This window comes from Shewanella mangrovisoli, from assembly GCF_019457635.1.
Lineage (GTDB): Bacteria > Pseudomonadota > Gammaproteobacteria > Enterobacterales > Shewanellaceae > Shewanella > Shewanella mangrovisoli.
In genome coordinates this window covers 364,792-378,905 of the sequence record NZ_CP080412.1, presented here as the reverse complement: position 1 = coordinate 378,905, position 14,114 = coordinate 364,792, and the positions used below count along the sequence as shown (strand labels likewise).

Genomic DNA, 14,114 nt, shown 5'->3' with positions numbered 1-14,114 from the left:
CGAGTTAACAAGAATGCAACTTCTGCTCGCGCGTTTCTAGCGCTAGCTCAAATTTATGAAAAATCCAATGCCACTTTTTATTTACACCTTGCGCCAGCGCAAGTTCTCAAATCCATTCCCCTCGCACAATAGCGCCAAATACAGCTAGTTCTAATGCAAATCGCGCGGCAGGTTCCGCAGGGGTGAGTCAAATGATTTTAATGGAGTTTATTGTCGTACTCGGCTGTTTACTGCTCGGTACCCGTTACGGTGGTATGGGGCTCGGGTTGATAAGTGGTATTGGCTTATTTTTACTGACATTTGTGTTTGGTCTCGCCCCCGGACAACCGCCAGTACAAGTGATGCTCACCATTCTTGCGGTGATAGGCTGCGCCTCAGTACTGCAAACCGCAGGCGGTTTAAATGTGATGATGCAGTTTGCCGAGCGGTTACTGCGCCGCCACCCACAATACATCACCATTCTGGCGCCGCTCACCACCTGGACCTTAACCTTTTTATGCGGAACCGGCCACGTGGTTTACACCATGTTCCCGATCATCTCTGATATCGCCCTGAAGAAAAACATTCGTCCAGAACGCCCGATGGCGGTGGCCTCGGTCGCCTCGCAAATGGCGATTTGTGCCTCTCCGGTGTCGGTCGCCGTGGTTTCCATGGTATCGATTTTGGCGGCGCAGCACGGCGTCGGCCATGCCTATAGCATGCTGGAAATTTTAATGGTGTCCGTACCCGCTTCCCTTTGCGGCGTGTTAGTGGCGGCACTCTGGAGTCTGCGTCGTGGTAAAGATTTAGATAAGGACGAAGAGTTTCAGGCGCGAATTAAAGATCCCGAACAAAGGGCATTTATCTACGACAAGAGCGAGACTCTGCTGGATCAAACCTTTCCGAAGGAAGCCTATTGGGCAACGGGGATCTTCTTTACCGCTATCGCCGCCGTGGTGTTACTCGGCTCCTTTAGCGAACTGCGGCCTGTGTTTGAGGTAAAGGGCAAGTTGGCGCCGCTGTCGATGAACTTAGTGATCCAGATGATGATGTTGATCGCAGGGGCTTTTATCTTAATGAGCTGCAAAGTCAAACCCACAGAAATTGCCAATGGCCCAGTGTTTAAGGCTGGCATGGTGGCGATTTTCTCGGTATTTGGCGTAGCTTGGATGAGTGATACTTACTTTATCAGCCATATGGATGTACTGAAGGAAAACCTCTCCCATGTGGTGCAAAACCAACCTTGGACCTATGCCTTAGTGCTGTTTTTAATCTCAAAACTGGTCAACAGCCAAGCGGCGGCGCTCACGGCTATCGCGCCCATGGGCTTGGCTTTAGGCGTCGATCCTAAGCTATTGATTGCCTTTTTACCCGCGAGCTATGGTTACTTTGTGCTACCTACTTATCCGAGCGATTTGGCCTGCATCGGCTTCGACCGAACTGGCACCACCAAAATTGGCAAGTTCATCATTAACCACAGCTTTATTATTCCGGGATTGATCGGTGTGGGCACAGCATCGACCGTTGGTTATCTGCTGGCGACCACCTTACTGTAAGCACGGTTTGAAGCGATAAAACACATAAGGCCGATAATGTGAAAGCATTATCGGCCTTATTATTGATATGAAAGAAAAAACTAGGCGCGATACATGGCGAGAAACATACGGATATTGGCATCGATAATATCTTGTTGGTACTCGTCATGGCTTTTCATATGGAACAATTTAGGCCAAAAGGCGAATGCCTTAAACATGCCCCAAAATTGAGTGGCCGCTAGAGGAATATTATCGATTTTTAATGCCTTATGGGCCACGGCTCCGGCAAGCCACGCCTCTAATCCACCCTCTTGCTTGGCCAATCGTTCCATGGCCTCGGTCGCTTGGATGGGTGAACGAATAAACTCAGCCATCACCACCCTTGCCACGCGCAGGAAATCCGGTTGCTGATACAGCTCCCAGCAGCGGCGAGCGATATGTTGCAATTGAGACTCGAGGCTTTGCTCGGGATTAAATGCCAAGGTGGCCGCTTCTTTGGTGCGTGCCCACAGGTCACTTGTTGTCGCCTCGAATAACACTTCTTTGCTGGGGAAATGATTGTAAACGGTGCGCTTGGAGACATTGGCACGCTGGGCAATTCTATCCATGCTGGCGCCGGCAAAACCATTGACCATAAATTCTTCCTGTGACGCGTCGAGGATCGCTAAACGCTTCAGTTGGGAATGTGTCAGTTTTCCTGCTTTTTCTGCCATTGCGGTACGCCATCAAAATATTTGCCGATATTTTACACTATTGAGTTTACTTTTGTACAACCATGAGTAAACTACACTGTGTAGTTTACTTTTATCAAGTTTACAATGCGACTCAAAATCACCTTGGCCCTACTGCTACTCGGGAGCGTTATTATGACCTTAGATCCCAATATCATTGAAATTAGCCCATCAGAGGATCAACGCTTTCGTAATGAAGCGCCAAATACTCACAGTGGTGAAGGTAATTTACCAGCCATTTTATGGCGTTATGTCACTGAACGTATTCCCGACAAGAGTCCAAACCAGCCGCTACCGATTCAGCCCATGCGGCTGCCTGCCACGGCTGATGACACACTTATGTTGTATAAAATCAGCCACTCGACCGTGCTGTTACAGCTGAACGGCCAGTATTGGTTAACCGATCCTGTGTTTTCGAAGCGAGCCTCCCCCAGCCAATGGTTTGGTCCAAAACGCTTCCATACTCTGCCGATTGAGCTCGAAAACATTCCAGCGCTCGCAGGGATAATCTTGTCCCACGATCATTACGATCACTTAGACAAGCAGAGCGTGTTGGCACTCGCCGCGCGCACTCAAAAATTTATTGTGCCACTGGGCGTCGATAAGCATCTTATTGGTTGGGGCATTCCTAAGGAAAAAATTGTCGCCCTCAACTGGTGGCAAGCAACCGAGCACCAAGGTGTGCGCTTTACCGCCACCCCAGCGCAACATTTCTCGGGCCGTGGACTTAGGGATAAGAATCAAACCCTGTGGGCCTCTTGGGCCATTCAATCCCCTGAATTAAACATCTTTTTCAGTGGTGACTCTGGATATTTTGATGGCTTTAAAAAGATTGGCGATAAACTTGGCCCCTTCGACCTCACTTTAGTCGAAACTGGCGCCTACGATGAGATGTGGGCCGATATCCATATGCAACCTGAGCAATCGCTACGGGCGCATTTAGATCTTCAAGGTCAATACCTTATCCCAATCCACAACAGCAGTTTCGACCTAGCGCTGCACAGTTGGTATGAACCCTTAGAGCGAATTGCCGCGGCAGCGAAAGCCTATGCAGTCCCCCTGCTGACCCCTGAGTTTGGTCAAGGGATTAACCTCAATGAGTTAGCCCACAGCCCAGCGCTCAACCAAGGGTGGTGGAAGTCATACTTACCCAAGGACAGGCCCGAGTTTGAAGTGGTTCCAGTCAAACTTGCCTCCAACAAATAATCATAGCCGATACCTCCTTAGCGGTGCTTAACCATTGCGCCGCTAGGGATCTCTCCACCAATAGCCCAACGAAAGTATTAAGCTCCCTGCAAACCGCCAGTACGCCTAGACGTTTTTAGCGACATCAGCATACAATCCGACCTTGTATCCTGCTGAATCAATTTATCTTTTGAGAATGTCGTACTAAAGATGGTGAAAGGTTTTCGTTTATTGCTACTCACAGTGAGCCTAGTCTGCGGCTTGGGTTATCTCGGCTACCACGGGCTGACTCGTTATAACTTAAATACCGACTACCAAGTGGGTGATGTGCTCGACTCACTCAATGGCGTTGAGATTTATTATAACGGCGGCGTCAACACTAATGAGGGGCGAAACCTCTCCCTCGACGGCTATAACCTAGGTATCAAATACCAATGCGTAGAGTTCGTTAAACGTTACTTTTACCTGCGTTATCAGCACAAAATGCCCGACAGTTTTGGTCACGCCAAAGACTTCTTCAATGACCTGTTGCCCGATGCGAGCTGGAATGAAAAACGCGCCCTGCGGCAATATACCAATGGCAGCCAAAGCAAGCCGATGGCCGATGATTTACTGGTATTCGCGCCATGGATGTTTAATCCCTACGGCCATGTCGCCATTATCGCCAACGTCACAGAAACCAGTATCGAAATTGCCCAGCAAAATCCCGGCCCTTTTGCACCGTCACGGGAGGTTTTTCCCTTAGTGCAACGTGAAGGACTATGGTATATCGATGCCCCGCGCACCAAGGGTTGGTTACGCAGGGAAGCTCCTGCTGCCACGATTATGGAGGGAAGTACTGAGGAGAATGTGGAGGCAAATATCCAAGTTAACCAACAAGCTATTCCCCTTAAACTGTGAATGTCGTAGAGGTAAAAATGAGACTACTCGACTGGCTAAAACGACACTTCGGCACTAAGGCGGATACGGACTCACAGGCTGCGGATCTTCAAGCAATTTTTAGCAAAGCACTAGCGCCAAGCCTATCTTTACCCAGCCAGCAAGCTTATCCCATCGTCACCTCCGCCATGCAACCCGGCCTAGCCGCTTATCAAGTCCATTGTTTGTTGAACAAGCCAGATAAACAACGACTCGATGCCTTGCTCAGCGACACAGGATTTGAGCCAGAAGCCAGTTACGATGTGGTATTTAGTGGCGTCTTGCACCATGCCCAAGGGCCGAGCCATGTTTTTCTACATCAATATGCTGATTTTGCAGGGATCTGCGTACTACTGATCAGCAATGATATCTTGCTGCTGCAACAACTAATCGCCTTTAAGGCCGCGCCACCAGCTCCGTGGGAAAGCTTTCCCGAGGTCGCCCCTGATACGCTCGGCAGTCTGCAGGGCAATATTGAGTTTTGGTGCGATACGTTTTGGCGGCCTTACTGGTTATCACTCAGTGAGGCCGAGCGCAGCCAGTATCCCGCTAATTGGCGCGAATTCAGTGAGTTTCACTAACAGCGTTATACCGAGGTCAAAATGAAGCTCAAATTCATCACTCTTGTTATCGCACTTTTTATCCTCGCCGGATGTTTAGTGCCAGAACAGCCCGTCATCCCAGTCAAAGGCGCTAGCAATAAGGATTGGAATAGCCAAACCTTTTGGTATGAACCCTGGGGCAGCTCAGGCACCCACAAAGGCATTGATATTTTTGCCGCAGCCAATACGCCCGTAATCGCGCCAACGCCACTGTTACTGCTGTATAAAGGGGAGTTTTTTAAGGGTGGCAAAGTGATCGTCGGACTCGGCCCAAAATGGCAAATCCACTATTTTGCCCACCTCGATAGCATTAACACATCGGCAGGTTTATTTGCTGGGCGCGGGGATGTGCTCGGCACCGTCGGCACCACGGGGAACGCCCAAGGCAAACCACCCCATTTGCACTATTCCATTGTCAGCCTATTGCCTAGACCTTGGCTGATAGACACTTCCACCCAAGGATATAAGAAGGCGTTTTACTTAAATCCAATCGACTATTTAGACCCTAAGTAGAGGGTTGGTCGGTTAAGCATTCTCGTTAGCGACGAGCTCTGCGGATTGTTCAATGGGTTGTGTCATCTCGGTTTCTGCCGCGATGGCCTGTGCTGCACGCTCGGCTTTAGAAACATATTTAGGCTTATTGCTGCTATGCAACTTAGCATTGGCTTTTTTCGCCTTCTGTTTAAGCGTTTCGTTAATCTTCTTTTTGCGGTTCATATGGGCACCAAGGCGAGAAAAAGGTCGCCATTATAAGCTTCCTTCGACGCGGCAACAAATCGGGGCTCAGCCTACAAACAAACCCTCAATCTAAATGCACCTATTTGTTAGCCGAATCACAACTCCTAAAAATTGCCACTTTTCCCACGCATTTTATTTACAACTCGACTAGACAAGCCCAATTCACTTCCTTAAAATCGGCGACAATAAAAATCGTTATCATTTGCAATGTTGTTTAACGGAATAGTCTGATGCCAAGGATATCGGTGTAGCAAATTCACTCGCCCTTAGCAGGAAGTTATATGACGTTCAAAACCTCGTTTGTTGCCCTCGCCGTCTTTGCGGCCCTCACCCAGTCCGCCGTCGCTCAAGAAGCCCCTGATACGGGAACGAATAAGAATAAAGACATCGAAAAGATCACTGTCACCGCGAGTCGCATGGATAAATCGCCAAGCTCTATCCCTAATACAGTGACTATTATCGACCGCGTGCAACTCGAAGAGCAGTTCCGCACCACTAAAGATTTGTCGACCATTATCGGTAACTTAGCACCTAGCTTTTCACCCAGCCGTCAGAAGATGAGCAACACGGGCGAAACCCTGCGTGGCCGTCCGCCCTTAATCATGATCGATGGTGTACCCCAATCCAACCCACTGCGTAGTGGTGGCCGTTCGGGGCAAACTATCGATCCTGCGATGATCGAGCGTATCGAAATTATTCACGGCGCCAATGCGATGCACGGCTTAGGCGCGCAGGGCGGTATCATCAACTACATCACCAAAAAACCAACGGGCGATAACCAGCACGTGGTTAGCTTCGATGCCACTGTGCCCGATTCGCTCAAATCTAACGGTGTGAGTTTTGGTGCCAGCTATGCGTTTTCGGGCGAATCCGATCTGATCGATATGTTGGGTTCGGTGAGCTATCGCAATAACGGCGTGTACTACGATGCAAATCACGATGTGATTGGTGTGGACACAACGCAAGGCGAGTCCATGGACAGCCAGAGCAAGGACTTCTTTATCAAACTCGGCCACAACTTTGCCGAGTCGCGCTTAGAGCTGATGGTTAACCATTACAACATGGAGAACAATGGCGATTGGATGCCAGTGAAAGGCGATATCACCACAGGCAAGCCCACGGGCGCAATCGAAGAAAAACAACCTTGGGAAGCGGCGAACAACCAAGTCACGACGACTAGCCTCACTTACACCCACGAGAACATTGCCGGCCAACAGCTGAGTGTCCAGCTATTCAATCAGGACTTCGAGGCAGTGTATGGCGGTGGCTGTAACAAGACCTTCTACGATCCTGCATTGGCAAACAACAGTAATTTAGTGCAATGCGAAGGCCCTAAAGGTGAGAGCTGGTACTATGAGCAATCGCGCAACTCTTCGGTCAAATGGGGCTTAAAGACCTCGTTGATTGCTAAAAATATTGCTGATACGGGTATTGATGCCGCCTACGGTATCGACCTGTTCCGCGATACCACAGAGCAGGCTTTAGTGCAGACGGGTTTATCGTGGGTGCCTGAAAGCACCTATGACAACTTCGCACCTTATTTGCAGTTAGATTATGATTTAATTACCGATCTTACCCTATCGACCGGCGTACGCTACGAGCACGCTAAGCTCAATGTCGATGACTACAAGACGCTCTACGGCGCGGGAAATAAAGAAATCCAAGGGGGCGAAGCAAGTTTCGACGAGACCCTATTCAACATAGGTATCTCCTACAAGATCACTCCAGATATCCGCGTTTACACTAGCTATAACCAAGGCTTTGGTATGCCTGATATCGGCCGTATTCTACGCGACGGTAACAGCTTCCCTGGAGCAAACCCAAGTATCAGCGACTCCCTATCCCTTGCACCTATTGTGACGGATAACGTGGAGTTTGGCGCCGATTACCAAGGTGAATACTTAAGCGCAAAAATTTCGTACTACCGCTCAGCCACCGATTACGGCGCCCGTTTAGCCTTAAACAGCGATGGCTTCTACGACGTTAAACGTGAGAAGAGCGTGATCGATGGTATCGAAGCCAATATCACCGCTTACCTGACCAGCAACGACGATCTGGGCATGAATCTGGCGATCCAGCGCGGTGAATACGATTCGAATGATGACAACAAAACAGATACCGATCTCGATGGTGCCAACATTTCACCGAATCGTATCAACCTGTTCTGGACCCATAATTTCGATAACGAGATGTCGACGCGCGTACAGGCAAACTACTTTATGGACCGTGACTTCGAAGATGCCACAGGCGAGAAATATGCCGAGTTTGATGGCTACACGACTGTCGATGCGTCATTCTCTATGCCGCTCTACACTGGCACCTTAACCTTAGGCGTGCAAAACCTGTTTAATAAGGATTATTTCAACTACTACTCACAAACCATGGGTACAAATGATCGTTATTTCAAAGGCATGGGCCGCACTGCGACTATCGGCTATACAGTGGCATTCTAATTAGTACGCTAAATTTACCGTATAAAAAAGCGCAACCTAGGTTGCGCTTTTTTATTGGATTACTGGAATCACTAATCTTTAGTGACCACCCAGAGGGCGTGTAATAAACCGGGAAGCCAGAAAAATAAACACAGCACAATGTTAATTAATAGGTCTTTGCCTGCGCCCGCCTTTAAAAATACCGCAACGGGTGGCAAGAGAATCGCAATAATAACTAAAAGTAATTTGTTGGTATCCATAACGAGCTTGCTCCTATACAAGGAAAATCATCACACTGCTAACTTCGCAGGAAGACTCAGGATTTGCAAATATTTTATCCCGCAACACACGCATTCAATGCTAACACGACGCAACAAAACTAATCCTTAGAAGGCCAGTCGAGCGAGTCTGGCTCACGCCACGCAGCCAATGCCGCGCTTACCGTCTCCTCTGCAAACGCCTCACCCTGCTCAGGCATATCGAGATACGCATAATCCTGCCAGTGACCATCCTCATGTTGATAGCGAAAATGCAGACAATAGGCGTGCAGATAACAGCGGTCGGCGACATCCGAGCCATAGAGGGCATCGCCTAAAATGGGTACCCCAAGGCTAGCAAGCGCGACCCGTAACTGATGGGTTTTACCCGAGTGGGGTTTGAGTAAATAAAGCCTAAGCCCTTCGCCAACACTGGTGGAGAAGAATTGGGTTATCGCAGGATTTTCTTTGGTTCGCATCAACTTAAACATGCTGCGGCGGGATTTAGCCATATCGCCAATCACCCAGCCTTGCTTCTTCTTCGGCTTACCTTTCGCGAGCGCAAGATAGTATTTCTGCACTTGATGGGCGCTAAAAAGCTCAGTCAACTGCCGCGCCGCCGCTGGATGTTTGGCTAACAGTAACAGCCCTGAAGTCGGCGTATCGAGCCGATGCACGGCAAAGAGTTTTATCCCTAAATCCTGCTCCAGCTGCGCAACGACACCCGCAGTGCCATCTTGACTGTGAAAATGCACATTCGGCGATTTAGAAATAACAAGAAAATCAGCCTCATCGGCGATGATTCGGTACATGGGGTTCTCAACACTGTCACGCGGATATAGGCCTAAAACTGAATGGTCACCACTAGGCCCGGATGATTATCCGAAAGAGTAATTTGCGCATTGTGCCGCGACATAATCGCTTTGACCATAGATAATCCTAAACCCGTGCCCTGCAAATGCCGGCTTGGGTCGAGACGCACTAATCGCTCAAACACCCTTTCCTTGCTGTCATCGGGGATCCCTGGGCCGTTATCGCAAATCTTAATTTGGGCGCCGGATTGAATAATATCGATGCGAGCGCCTTGGCCTGAGTATTTCATCGCATTGTCAACCAAGTTATATAGGGCTTGGAACAACAAGTACTTGTCACCATAAATCTTATGATCCGATAGGAGCGACAGACTCAAGGTTTGCTCATTCGACTCGGCAACCGCGTCGGCCATGTCCAACAAATCGGTACATAGCTGTGCCAAACTCAGCTCCTGCAAGTCTAAGGTTTGCTGCCCTTCCTCGATGCGTGTCAGCGAGAGCATGGCATCGAAGGTTGCAAGACAGTGGTCGAGCTCTTCGGTCAAAATAGCGCACCCTTCGCTGATTTCCTCGGGGGATTTGGCCGCTAATTCCTCAAGACCAATGCGAATATGGGATAGGGGCGTCCGCAAATCGTGGGCAATATTATCTGTCACCCCGCGCACTGCCATCAGGTTATTCTCAAGAATATCCAGCACGTTATTAAACTGCAGCGCCAACATATCGAACTCGTCCTGACGCCAACTGAGCGGCAGACGCGTATCGTAATGCCCCCGCTCAATTTGCTCACTCAAGCGGTTGTACTGCACTAAGCGGCGCAAAATCGCCTTAGAAAACAAATAGCCCAATGCCAAGGTTAACACTATGGTCAACATCACAGCCGTGGCCGCCGCACTGATAAATTTATCAATCAAGGTGGCTAAGTTATCGGTACGGGTGGCGATGAGCACAGGGCCATAGCGGGTCATCACTAGGCCGCCGGTAAGGATATGCAGCTTATCAGGGCCGCCAGTTAAAATCGGGAAATCCCGAGTTTGCGGCAGCATGGGCATGCCTTCAGGCATAAAGCTTAAGGCACCAACCATGTCATAACTGTTGCGCCAAGCGATGAGCGCAGTCTGCGGATCGGCTGCACGAATTTGCGCCGCAAAACTACGACGGTCCACAGTAAGAGCAAGCTGCTGATAGCGTTGGGTTTCTGACTCGAGATACTGAGTCACTTGGTACTGCTGTTCGATAATGAGTTGCCGATAAAGGGCAAACAGCAAAGCACCTATGATCACAGTCACTAAGGTCGAGAAGATAATAGTGATGCGCCAGGCGCTGCTTTGGTAAGGCTTAATGCCTTTGGCGTAAGCGATAACCCGCTCCCCTTACGGTTTCAATCAATTCACCGTGGCCTAACTCTTCAAACTTACGGCGTAACTTGGCGATATGCACGTCGATCACATTGGTACGGGGATCGAAGTGATAATCCCATACTGCTTCGAATAATAGTGTGCGGCTAATGACCTGATTAGCGTGTTCCATCAGATACTTAAGCAGTTGGAATTCTTTGGGTTGCAGCATTAAATCGTGACCATCTAAAGTCACATTGCGGGTGAGCAGCTCCATTTTTAAGCCGCCGACCACTAAATCAGTGGTAATAGGGATGGATTGACCCCGTTGCATCAACTTTTCGGCGCGCACGAGCAGCTCCGAAAAGGCAAAGGGCTTAGTCATATAATCATCGCCACCCGCACGCAGGCCTTTCACCCTTTCATCCACATGGGCCAGCGCCGACAGGATAAGCACAGGGGTTTGGTTACCCGTGGCTCTGAGGGCGGCCAGCAGTTTCAAACCATCGAGTTGGGGCAACATGCGGTCGAGAATCAAGAGGTCATACTGACCACTGGTGGCTTGCAGCAGGCCTTGATGCCCGTCGCTGGCGGTCTCAATATTATGCCCCTGCTCAAGAAATCCTTTAACGATGTAGTCGATCGTTGTCGCATCATCTTCAACTAAAAGTATTTTCATCTGTATGCTGCGCTCCCCTGTCTTCACTTAGCGGTGATGCTCAGTGTTAATCCCACTTAAGTAAAGGTAGTTGCCGTAAATTTTCAATATCGAATGCCAATTTATACTTACCAGTATCATCCAGCAACTTTAACTCTAAGTAGCTGATACCTAAGTCATGATCTAACTTCGCATCGGTCAAAAAGGCCTTATGGTCCTTAGTCGCCATCGCAATAATGCCGGAAAAAGTTTGATGCTTAGTGCTGATAAGGCGTGCGGCCTCCACTTCGCCAACATCGTCGGCGGTGACTTTACCCGCTTTTTGTTTCAATAACTTACCATCTCGCGCCCGATATTCGAAACGGGTAATCGCATTCGCCAGCGGATTAATCAACTCAAATTGGTAGACCAACTCACCTTCCTGCATTTCCATTTCAAACTCGGCAATCACGCCAGGAAAATCCTTCTCAATTTGCTGCATCACACTTAACGGCGGCAGATATTCACCGCTCGAAAGCATCGAATACATGCTCTGGGCTGCGGTGGCAATCCCAGATACCAACATGAATCCTAGCAACCATAGTCTCATGGCTCCTCCATAAAAATCGGCTAAGTTTGTATCTTATGAGACAATCAGTTAGATGTCGATGGCGTGCAAAAACCCCATCGTTTTTATCCCTGTTTGCCCATGATGGCGCCTAGTTCATCACCCATGTGGATTGCTCAATCCGATTGATTCAGGCTCGGCAAGCACTGACGAATGTATTGAGTTTACCTAATACCTACTGAAACACCGATGGAAACAAGATTAAGCTTTGATCATCTAGGGATTTTGCCGCATGACATTTACCGTAAAAAAACCATCATTTAGCCATTTAAAATCACACTAAATGAATTTCAGCAGGTATTTTAGCGCATCTGTGTCGTCAAAAAGTACGATTGGCAATGCAATCCAGTTGTTCTAGAGTCAACTAAAAGGCCATTTGAATCGGAGTGCATATGAAACCAATTACACGCTGGATTAGCTTAAGCTTGCTACTGGTAGCAGCATTAAGCGCTTACGCCTATGGCAATGCTACCGGTGCAATTACGTTCATATTATTTGGCATGCTGCTGGAAGGAACATTTTGGATTGCTAGGTAAAAAACGTCATTAACTTACTCTAAAATATGAATTTGTTCAGATTTGAGCGCAACCGTAGTTTGCATTCCTTTAGTTAAGCCAAGTTTCTGCGCGAGATGGAGCGACACTTCCGTATTAAGTTGCAACTCAGTCCCAGTGGCATAACAGACCACCCGTACCGACTCGCCCATCACCAGCAAGGAGTCGATGGTGACATCTAACTTATTAAAACTGCGGCATAAACGTCCATTTGAGATGGCGTTAAATCTGATGCCTTGATTCGGGATCACCCAACGCACTTTACTGCCCACACTGCGGTCTTTGCCAAAATCACTGGCGATCAGCTGCTCGCCAAATTTGAGCCAAGTAATGTCCTTAGTACGGTCTTGGAACACCACTTCGCCATCGAAAATATTTCTTAAGCCCATCTGCCGCGCAACCGCCTCGTTACGTGGACGCGATAACACCTCAAACGGCGCGCCCTGCTGCAACATCTGACCTTGGCTAATCAAGATCATCGAATCGGCCAGCAACAGCGCTTCATTTAAATCGTGGGTCACCATAATCACGGGGCAAAGCAGCTGCTCTTTTAGGCGAGCAAGTTCGAGGTATAAACGCTCGCGGGTTTCTCTGTCCACCGCCGAAAAGGGCTCATCGAGTAACAACACTGACGGTTCACGGGCAAGGGCGCGGGCAAGCGCAACCCGTTGCCGCTGACCGCCAGAGAGGTGCATAGGCAGTCTATCGGGTAAACCATGCAGATTGACCCGCTCTAACCAGTCCTTCGCCCTAGCAACACGCTCCGATTTGGGAATATGGTCAAGCCCTGCAACCACGTTCTCGAGCGCGGTGAGATTAGGAAAAAGCCCAAAATGCTGTGGCATGTAGCCGATATGGCGCTGCTGCGGCGTGAGTGCGGTGCGGCTTTTATTGTCGAACCATGGCGTTTCACCAAACACAATGCTGCCCGCATCGGGATGATTCAGTCCTGCGATCATCCTCAGTAACGTTGTCTTACCGCCACCCGAAGGCCCGACGACTGCCAGCACCTCACCCGCCTTACAGCTAAATTCGGCGCTCAGTTTAATATGCTTATGGTTTTGGATCTGGCAATGCAGATCAGCGATGATTTGCGCCACGCTGACCTCCTAAACGCCGCGATAAACTGGTGGTGAGCGCCAATGCGGTAATCGCAAATAACAACAGCACCAATGACATAGTGCCTGCTGCGCCAAAATCGAAGGCCTGAACACTGTCGTAGATGGAAATCGAGATAGTTTTGGTCTCGCCGGCAATATTCCCGCCCATCATCAACACTACCCCAAACTCACCGAGTACATGGGAGAAACACAGCACTAAGGCGGTCAATACCCCAGGCCAAACCATAGGCAATTCAATTTTCAGCAGAATTTTAAGTTTGCTCATGCCGCAACAGGCCGCAGCATCGCGCACATCGTGGGGAACAGCCTCAAAGGCGCGTTGTATCGGTTGCAACGCAAAGGGAATATTCACCAGCACGGACGCCAGCACTAACCCCGAGAAATGAAATACTAGTTGCTGCCCGGTTAGGCGCTCTAACCATTGCCCTAACCAGCTTTGGCTGCCCAGCCCCACCAGCAAGTAATAGCCAATCACAGTCGGCGGCAAGACTAAGGGCACCATGATGAAGGCCTCAACCCAAGACTTACCCACAAACTGACGATAGGCTAAGGCTCGCCCCGCCAGAATCGCCAGCGGGATCAACACCAATACCGTGATGCTACTGAGCTTGACCGATAACCAGAGTGCCTGCCAATCCATGTCTGGCC

The 14,114-nt window shown here is 49.3% G+C and carries 16 protein-coding genes; 7 read left to right on the top strand and 9 right to left on the bottom strand.

Going from position 1 to position 14,114, the window contains the following annotated elements; all coding sequences use genetic code 11:
* Positions 1–191 precede the first annotated feature (191 nt).
* On the top strand, positions 192–1,535 hold the full coding sequence (locus K0H60_RS01785; protein ID WP_011621099.1) for an anaerobic C4-dicarboxylate transporter: 1,344 nt from the start codon (positions 192–194) through the stop codon (positions 1,533–1,535).
* Between the two features lie 80 nt (positions 1,536–1,615).
* Here K0H60_RS01785 and K0H60_RS01780 read toward each other — a convergent pair whose 3' ends face one another.
* The gene (locus K0H60_RS01780; RefSeq protein WP_220057061.1) at positions 1,616–2,227 is read right to left on the bottom strand and encodes a TetR/AcrR family transcriptional regulator; all 612 of its coding nucleotides are present in this window, start codon (positions 2,225–2,227) and stop codon (positions 1,616–1,618) included.
* A gap of 153 nt (positions 2,228–2,380) precedes the next feature.
* Here K0H60_RS01780 and K0H60_RS01775 point away from each other — a divergent pair, with 153 nt between their 5' ends.
* From K0H60_RS01775 to K0H60_RS01760, 4 genes are all read left to right on the top strand, one after another.
* Positions 2,381–3,451, top strand: a complete 1,071-nt coding sequence (locus tag K0H60_RS01775) for an MBL fold metallo-hydrolase (RefSeq protein ID WP_220057060.1) — start codon at positions 2,381–2,383, stop codon at positions 3,449–3,451.
* A gap of 189 nt (positions 3,452–3,640) precedes the next feature.
* A complete protein-coding gene (locus tag K0H60_RS01770) occupies positions 3,641–4,330 on the top strand; it encodes a CHAP domain-containing protein (protein WP_220057059.1) in 690 nt (229 codons plus the stop codon).
* 17 nt (positions 4,331–4,347) lie between these two features.
* Positions 4,348–4,929: a hypothetical protein gene (locus K0H60_RS01765; RefSeq protein ID WP_220057058.1), complete on the top strand. Its 582-nt coding sequence runs from the start codon at positions 4,348–4,350 to the stop codon at positions 4,927–4,929.
* A 21-nt stretch (positions 4,930–4,950) separates the two neighbouring features.
* Entirely contained in the window at positions 4,951–5,463 is a 513-nt protein-coding gene (locus K0H60_RS01760; RefSeq protein WP_011715522.1) for a M23 family metallopeptidase, read from the top strand.
* Between the two features lie 12 nt (positions 5,464–5,475).
* On the opposite strand, the gene K0H60_RS01755 is transcribed toward K0H60_RS01760, so the two are convergent.
* On the bottom strand, positions 5,476–5,667 hold the full coding sequence (locus K0H60_RS01755) for a DUF2986 domain-containing protein (RefSeq protein ID WP_088212567.1): 192 nt from the start codon (positions 5,665–5,667) through the stop codon (positions 5,476–5,478).
* A 302-nt stretch (positions 5,668–5,969) separates the two neighbouring features.
* Here K0H60_RS01755 and K0H60_RS01750 point away from each other — a divergent pair, with 302 nt between their 5' ends.
* On the top strand, positions 5,970–8,141 hold the full coding sequence (locus tag K0H60_RS01750; protein ID WP_220057057.1) for a TonB-dependent receptor: 2,172 nt from the start codon (positions 5,970–5,972) through the stop codon (positions 8,139–8,141).
* 71 nt (positions 8,142–8,212) lie between these two features.
* On the opposite strand, the gene K0H60_RS01745 is transcribed toward K0H60_RS01750, so the two are convergent.
* From K0H60_RS01745 to K0H60_RS01725, 5 genes are all read right to left on the bottom strand, one after another.
* Positions 8,213–8,380: a YqaE/Pmp3 family membrane protein gene (locus K0H60_RS01745; RefSeq protein WP_011621091.1), complete on the bottom strand. Its 168-nt coding sequence runs from the start codon at positions 8,378–8,380 to the stop codon at positions 8,213–8,215.
* Positions 8,381–8,499: 119 nt separating this feature from the next.
* Positions 8,500–9,189 (bottom strand): TIGR01621 family pseudouridine synthase, encoded by a 690-nt coding sequence (locus K0H60_RS01740; RefSeq protein WP_220057056.1) that lies wholly within the window; start codon positions 9,187–9,189, stop codon positions 8,500–8,502.
* Between the two features lie 32 nt (positions 9,190–9,221).
* Positions 9,222–10,478: a sensor histidine kinase gene (locus tag K0H60_RS01735; RefSeq protein WP_220057055.1), complete on the bottom strand. Its 1,257-nt coding sequence runs from the start codon at positions 10,476–10,478 to the stop codon at positions 9,222–9,224.
* Positions 10,479–10,527: 49 nt separating this feature from the next.
* A complete protein-coding gene (locus tag K0H60_RS01730; RefSeq protein WP_089068706.1) occupies positions 10,528–11,205 on the bottom strand; it encodes a response regulator transcription factor in 678 nt (225 codons plus the stop codon).
* A gap of 46 nt (positions 11,206–11,251) precedes the next feature.
* Positions 11,252–11,773 (bottom strand): hypothetical protein, encoded by a 522-nt coding sequence (locus tag K0H60_RS01725; RefSeq protein ID WP_011715517.1) that lies wholly within the window; start codon positions 11,771–11,773, stop codon positions 11,252–11,254.
* 410 nt (positions 11,774–12,183) lie between these two features.
* Here K0H60_RS01725 and K0H60_RS01720 point away from each other — a divergent pair, with 410 nt between their 5' ends.
* Positions 12,184–12,327: a hypothetical protein gene (locus K0H60_RS01720; protein ID WP_220058216.1), complete on the top strand. Its 144-nt coding sequence runs from the start codon at positions 12,184–12,186 to the stop codon at positions 12,325–12,327.
* 14 nt (positions 12,328–12,341) lie between these two features.
* Here K0H60_RS01720 and K0H60_RS01715 read toward each other — a convergent pair whose 3' ends face one another.
* Together K0H60_RS01715 and modB are read right to left on the bottom strand one after the other, a co-directional pair.
* A complete protein-coding gene (locus K0H60_RS01715) occupies positions 12,342–13,445 on the bottom strand; it encodes an ABC transporter ATP-binding protein (RefSeq protein ID WP_220057054.1) in 1,104 nt (367 codons plus the stop codon).
* Complete coding sequence (modB, locus tag K0H60_RS01710; protein WP_011715515.1) at positions 13,426–14,106, bottom strand: molybdate ABC transporter permease subunit; 681 nt, start codon at positions 14,104–14,106, stop codon at positions 13,426–13,428. Before modB ends, K0H60_RS01715 begins: the two co-directional genes overlap by 20 nt.
* Positions 14,107–14,114: the final 8 nt, after the last annotated feature.

Bases quoted from the DNA above. Each gene is read 5' to 3' on its own strand.
- K0H60_RS01785 (WP_011621099.1), top strand. From the start codon at position 192: ATGATTTTAATGGAGTTTATTGTCGTACTCGGCTGTTTACTGCTCGGT.
- K0H60_RS01780 (WP_220057061.1), bottom strand. From the start codon at position 2,227: ATGGCAGAAAAAGCAGGAAAACTGACACATTCCCAACTGAAGCGTTTA.
- K0H60_RS01775 (WP_220057060.1), top strand. From the start codon at position 2,381: ATGACCTTAGATCCCAATATCATTGAAATTAGCCCATCAGAGGATCAA.
- K0H60_RS01770 (WP_220057059.1), top strand. From the start codon at position 3,641: ATGGTGAAAGGTTTTCGTTTATTGCTACTCACAGTGAGCCTAGTCTGC.
- K0H60_RS01765 (WP_220057058.1), top strand. From the start codon at position 4,348: ATGAGACTACTCGACTGGCTAAAACGACACTTCGGCACTAAGGCGGAT.
- K0H60_RS01760 (WP_011715522.1), top strand. From the start codon at position 4,951: ATGAAGCTCAAATTCATCACTCTTGTTATCGCACTTTTTATCCTCGCC.
- K0H60_RS01755 (WP_088212567.1), bottom strand. From the start codon at position 5,667: ATGAACCGCAAAAAGAAGATTAACGAAACGCTTAAACAGAAGGCGAAA.
- K0H60_RS01750 (WP_220057057.1), top strand. From the start codon at position 5,970: ATGACGTTCAAAACCTCGTTTGTTGCCCTCGCCGTCTTTGCGGCCCTC.
- K0H60_RS01745 (WP_011621091.1), bottom strand. From the start codon at position 8,380: ATGGATACCAACAAATTACTTTTAGTTATTATTGCGATTCTCTTGCCA.
- K0H60_RS01740 (WP_220057056.1), bottom strand. From the start codon at position 9,189: ATGTACCGAATCATCGCCGATGAGGCTGATTTTCTTGTTATTTCTAAA.
- K0H60_RS01730 (WP_089068706.1), bottom strand. From the start codon at position 11,205: ATGAAAATACTTTTAGTTGAAGATGATGCGACAACGATCGACTACATC.
- K0H60_RS01725 (WP_011715517.1), bottom strand. From the start codon at position 11,773: ATGAGACTATGGTTGCTAGGATTCATGTTGGTATCTGGGATTGCCACC.
- K0H60_RS01720 (WP_220058216.1), top strand. From the start codon at position 12,184: ATGAAACCAATTACACGCTGGATTAGCTTAAGCTTGCTACTGGTAGCA.
- modB (WP_011715515.1), bottom strand. From the start codon at position 14,106: ATGGATTGGCAGGCACTCTGGTTATCGGTCAAGCTCAGTAGCATCACG.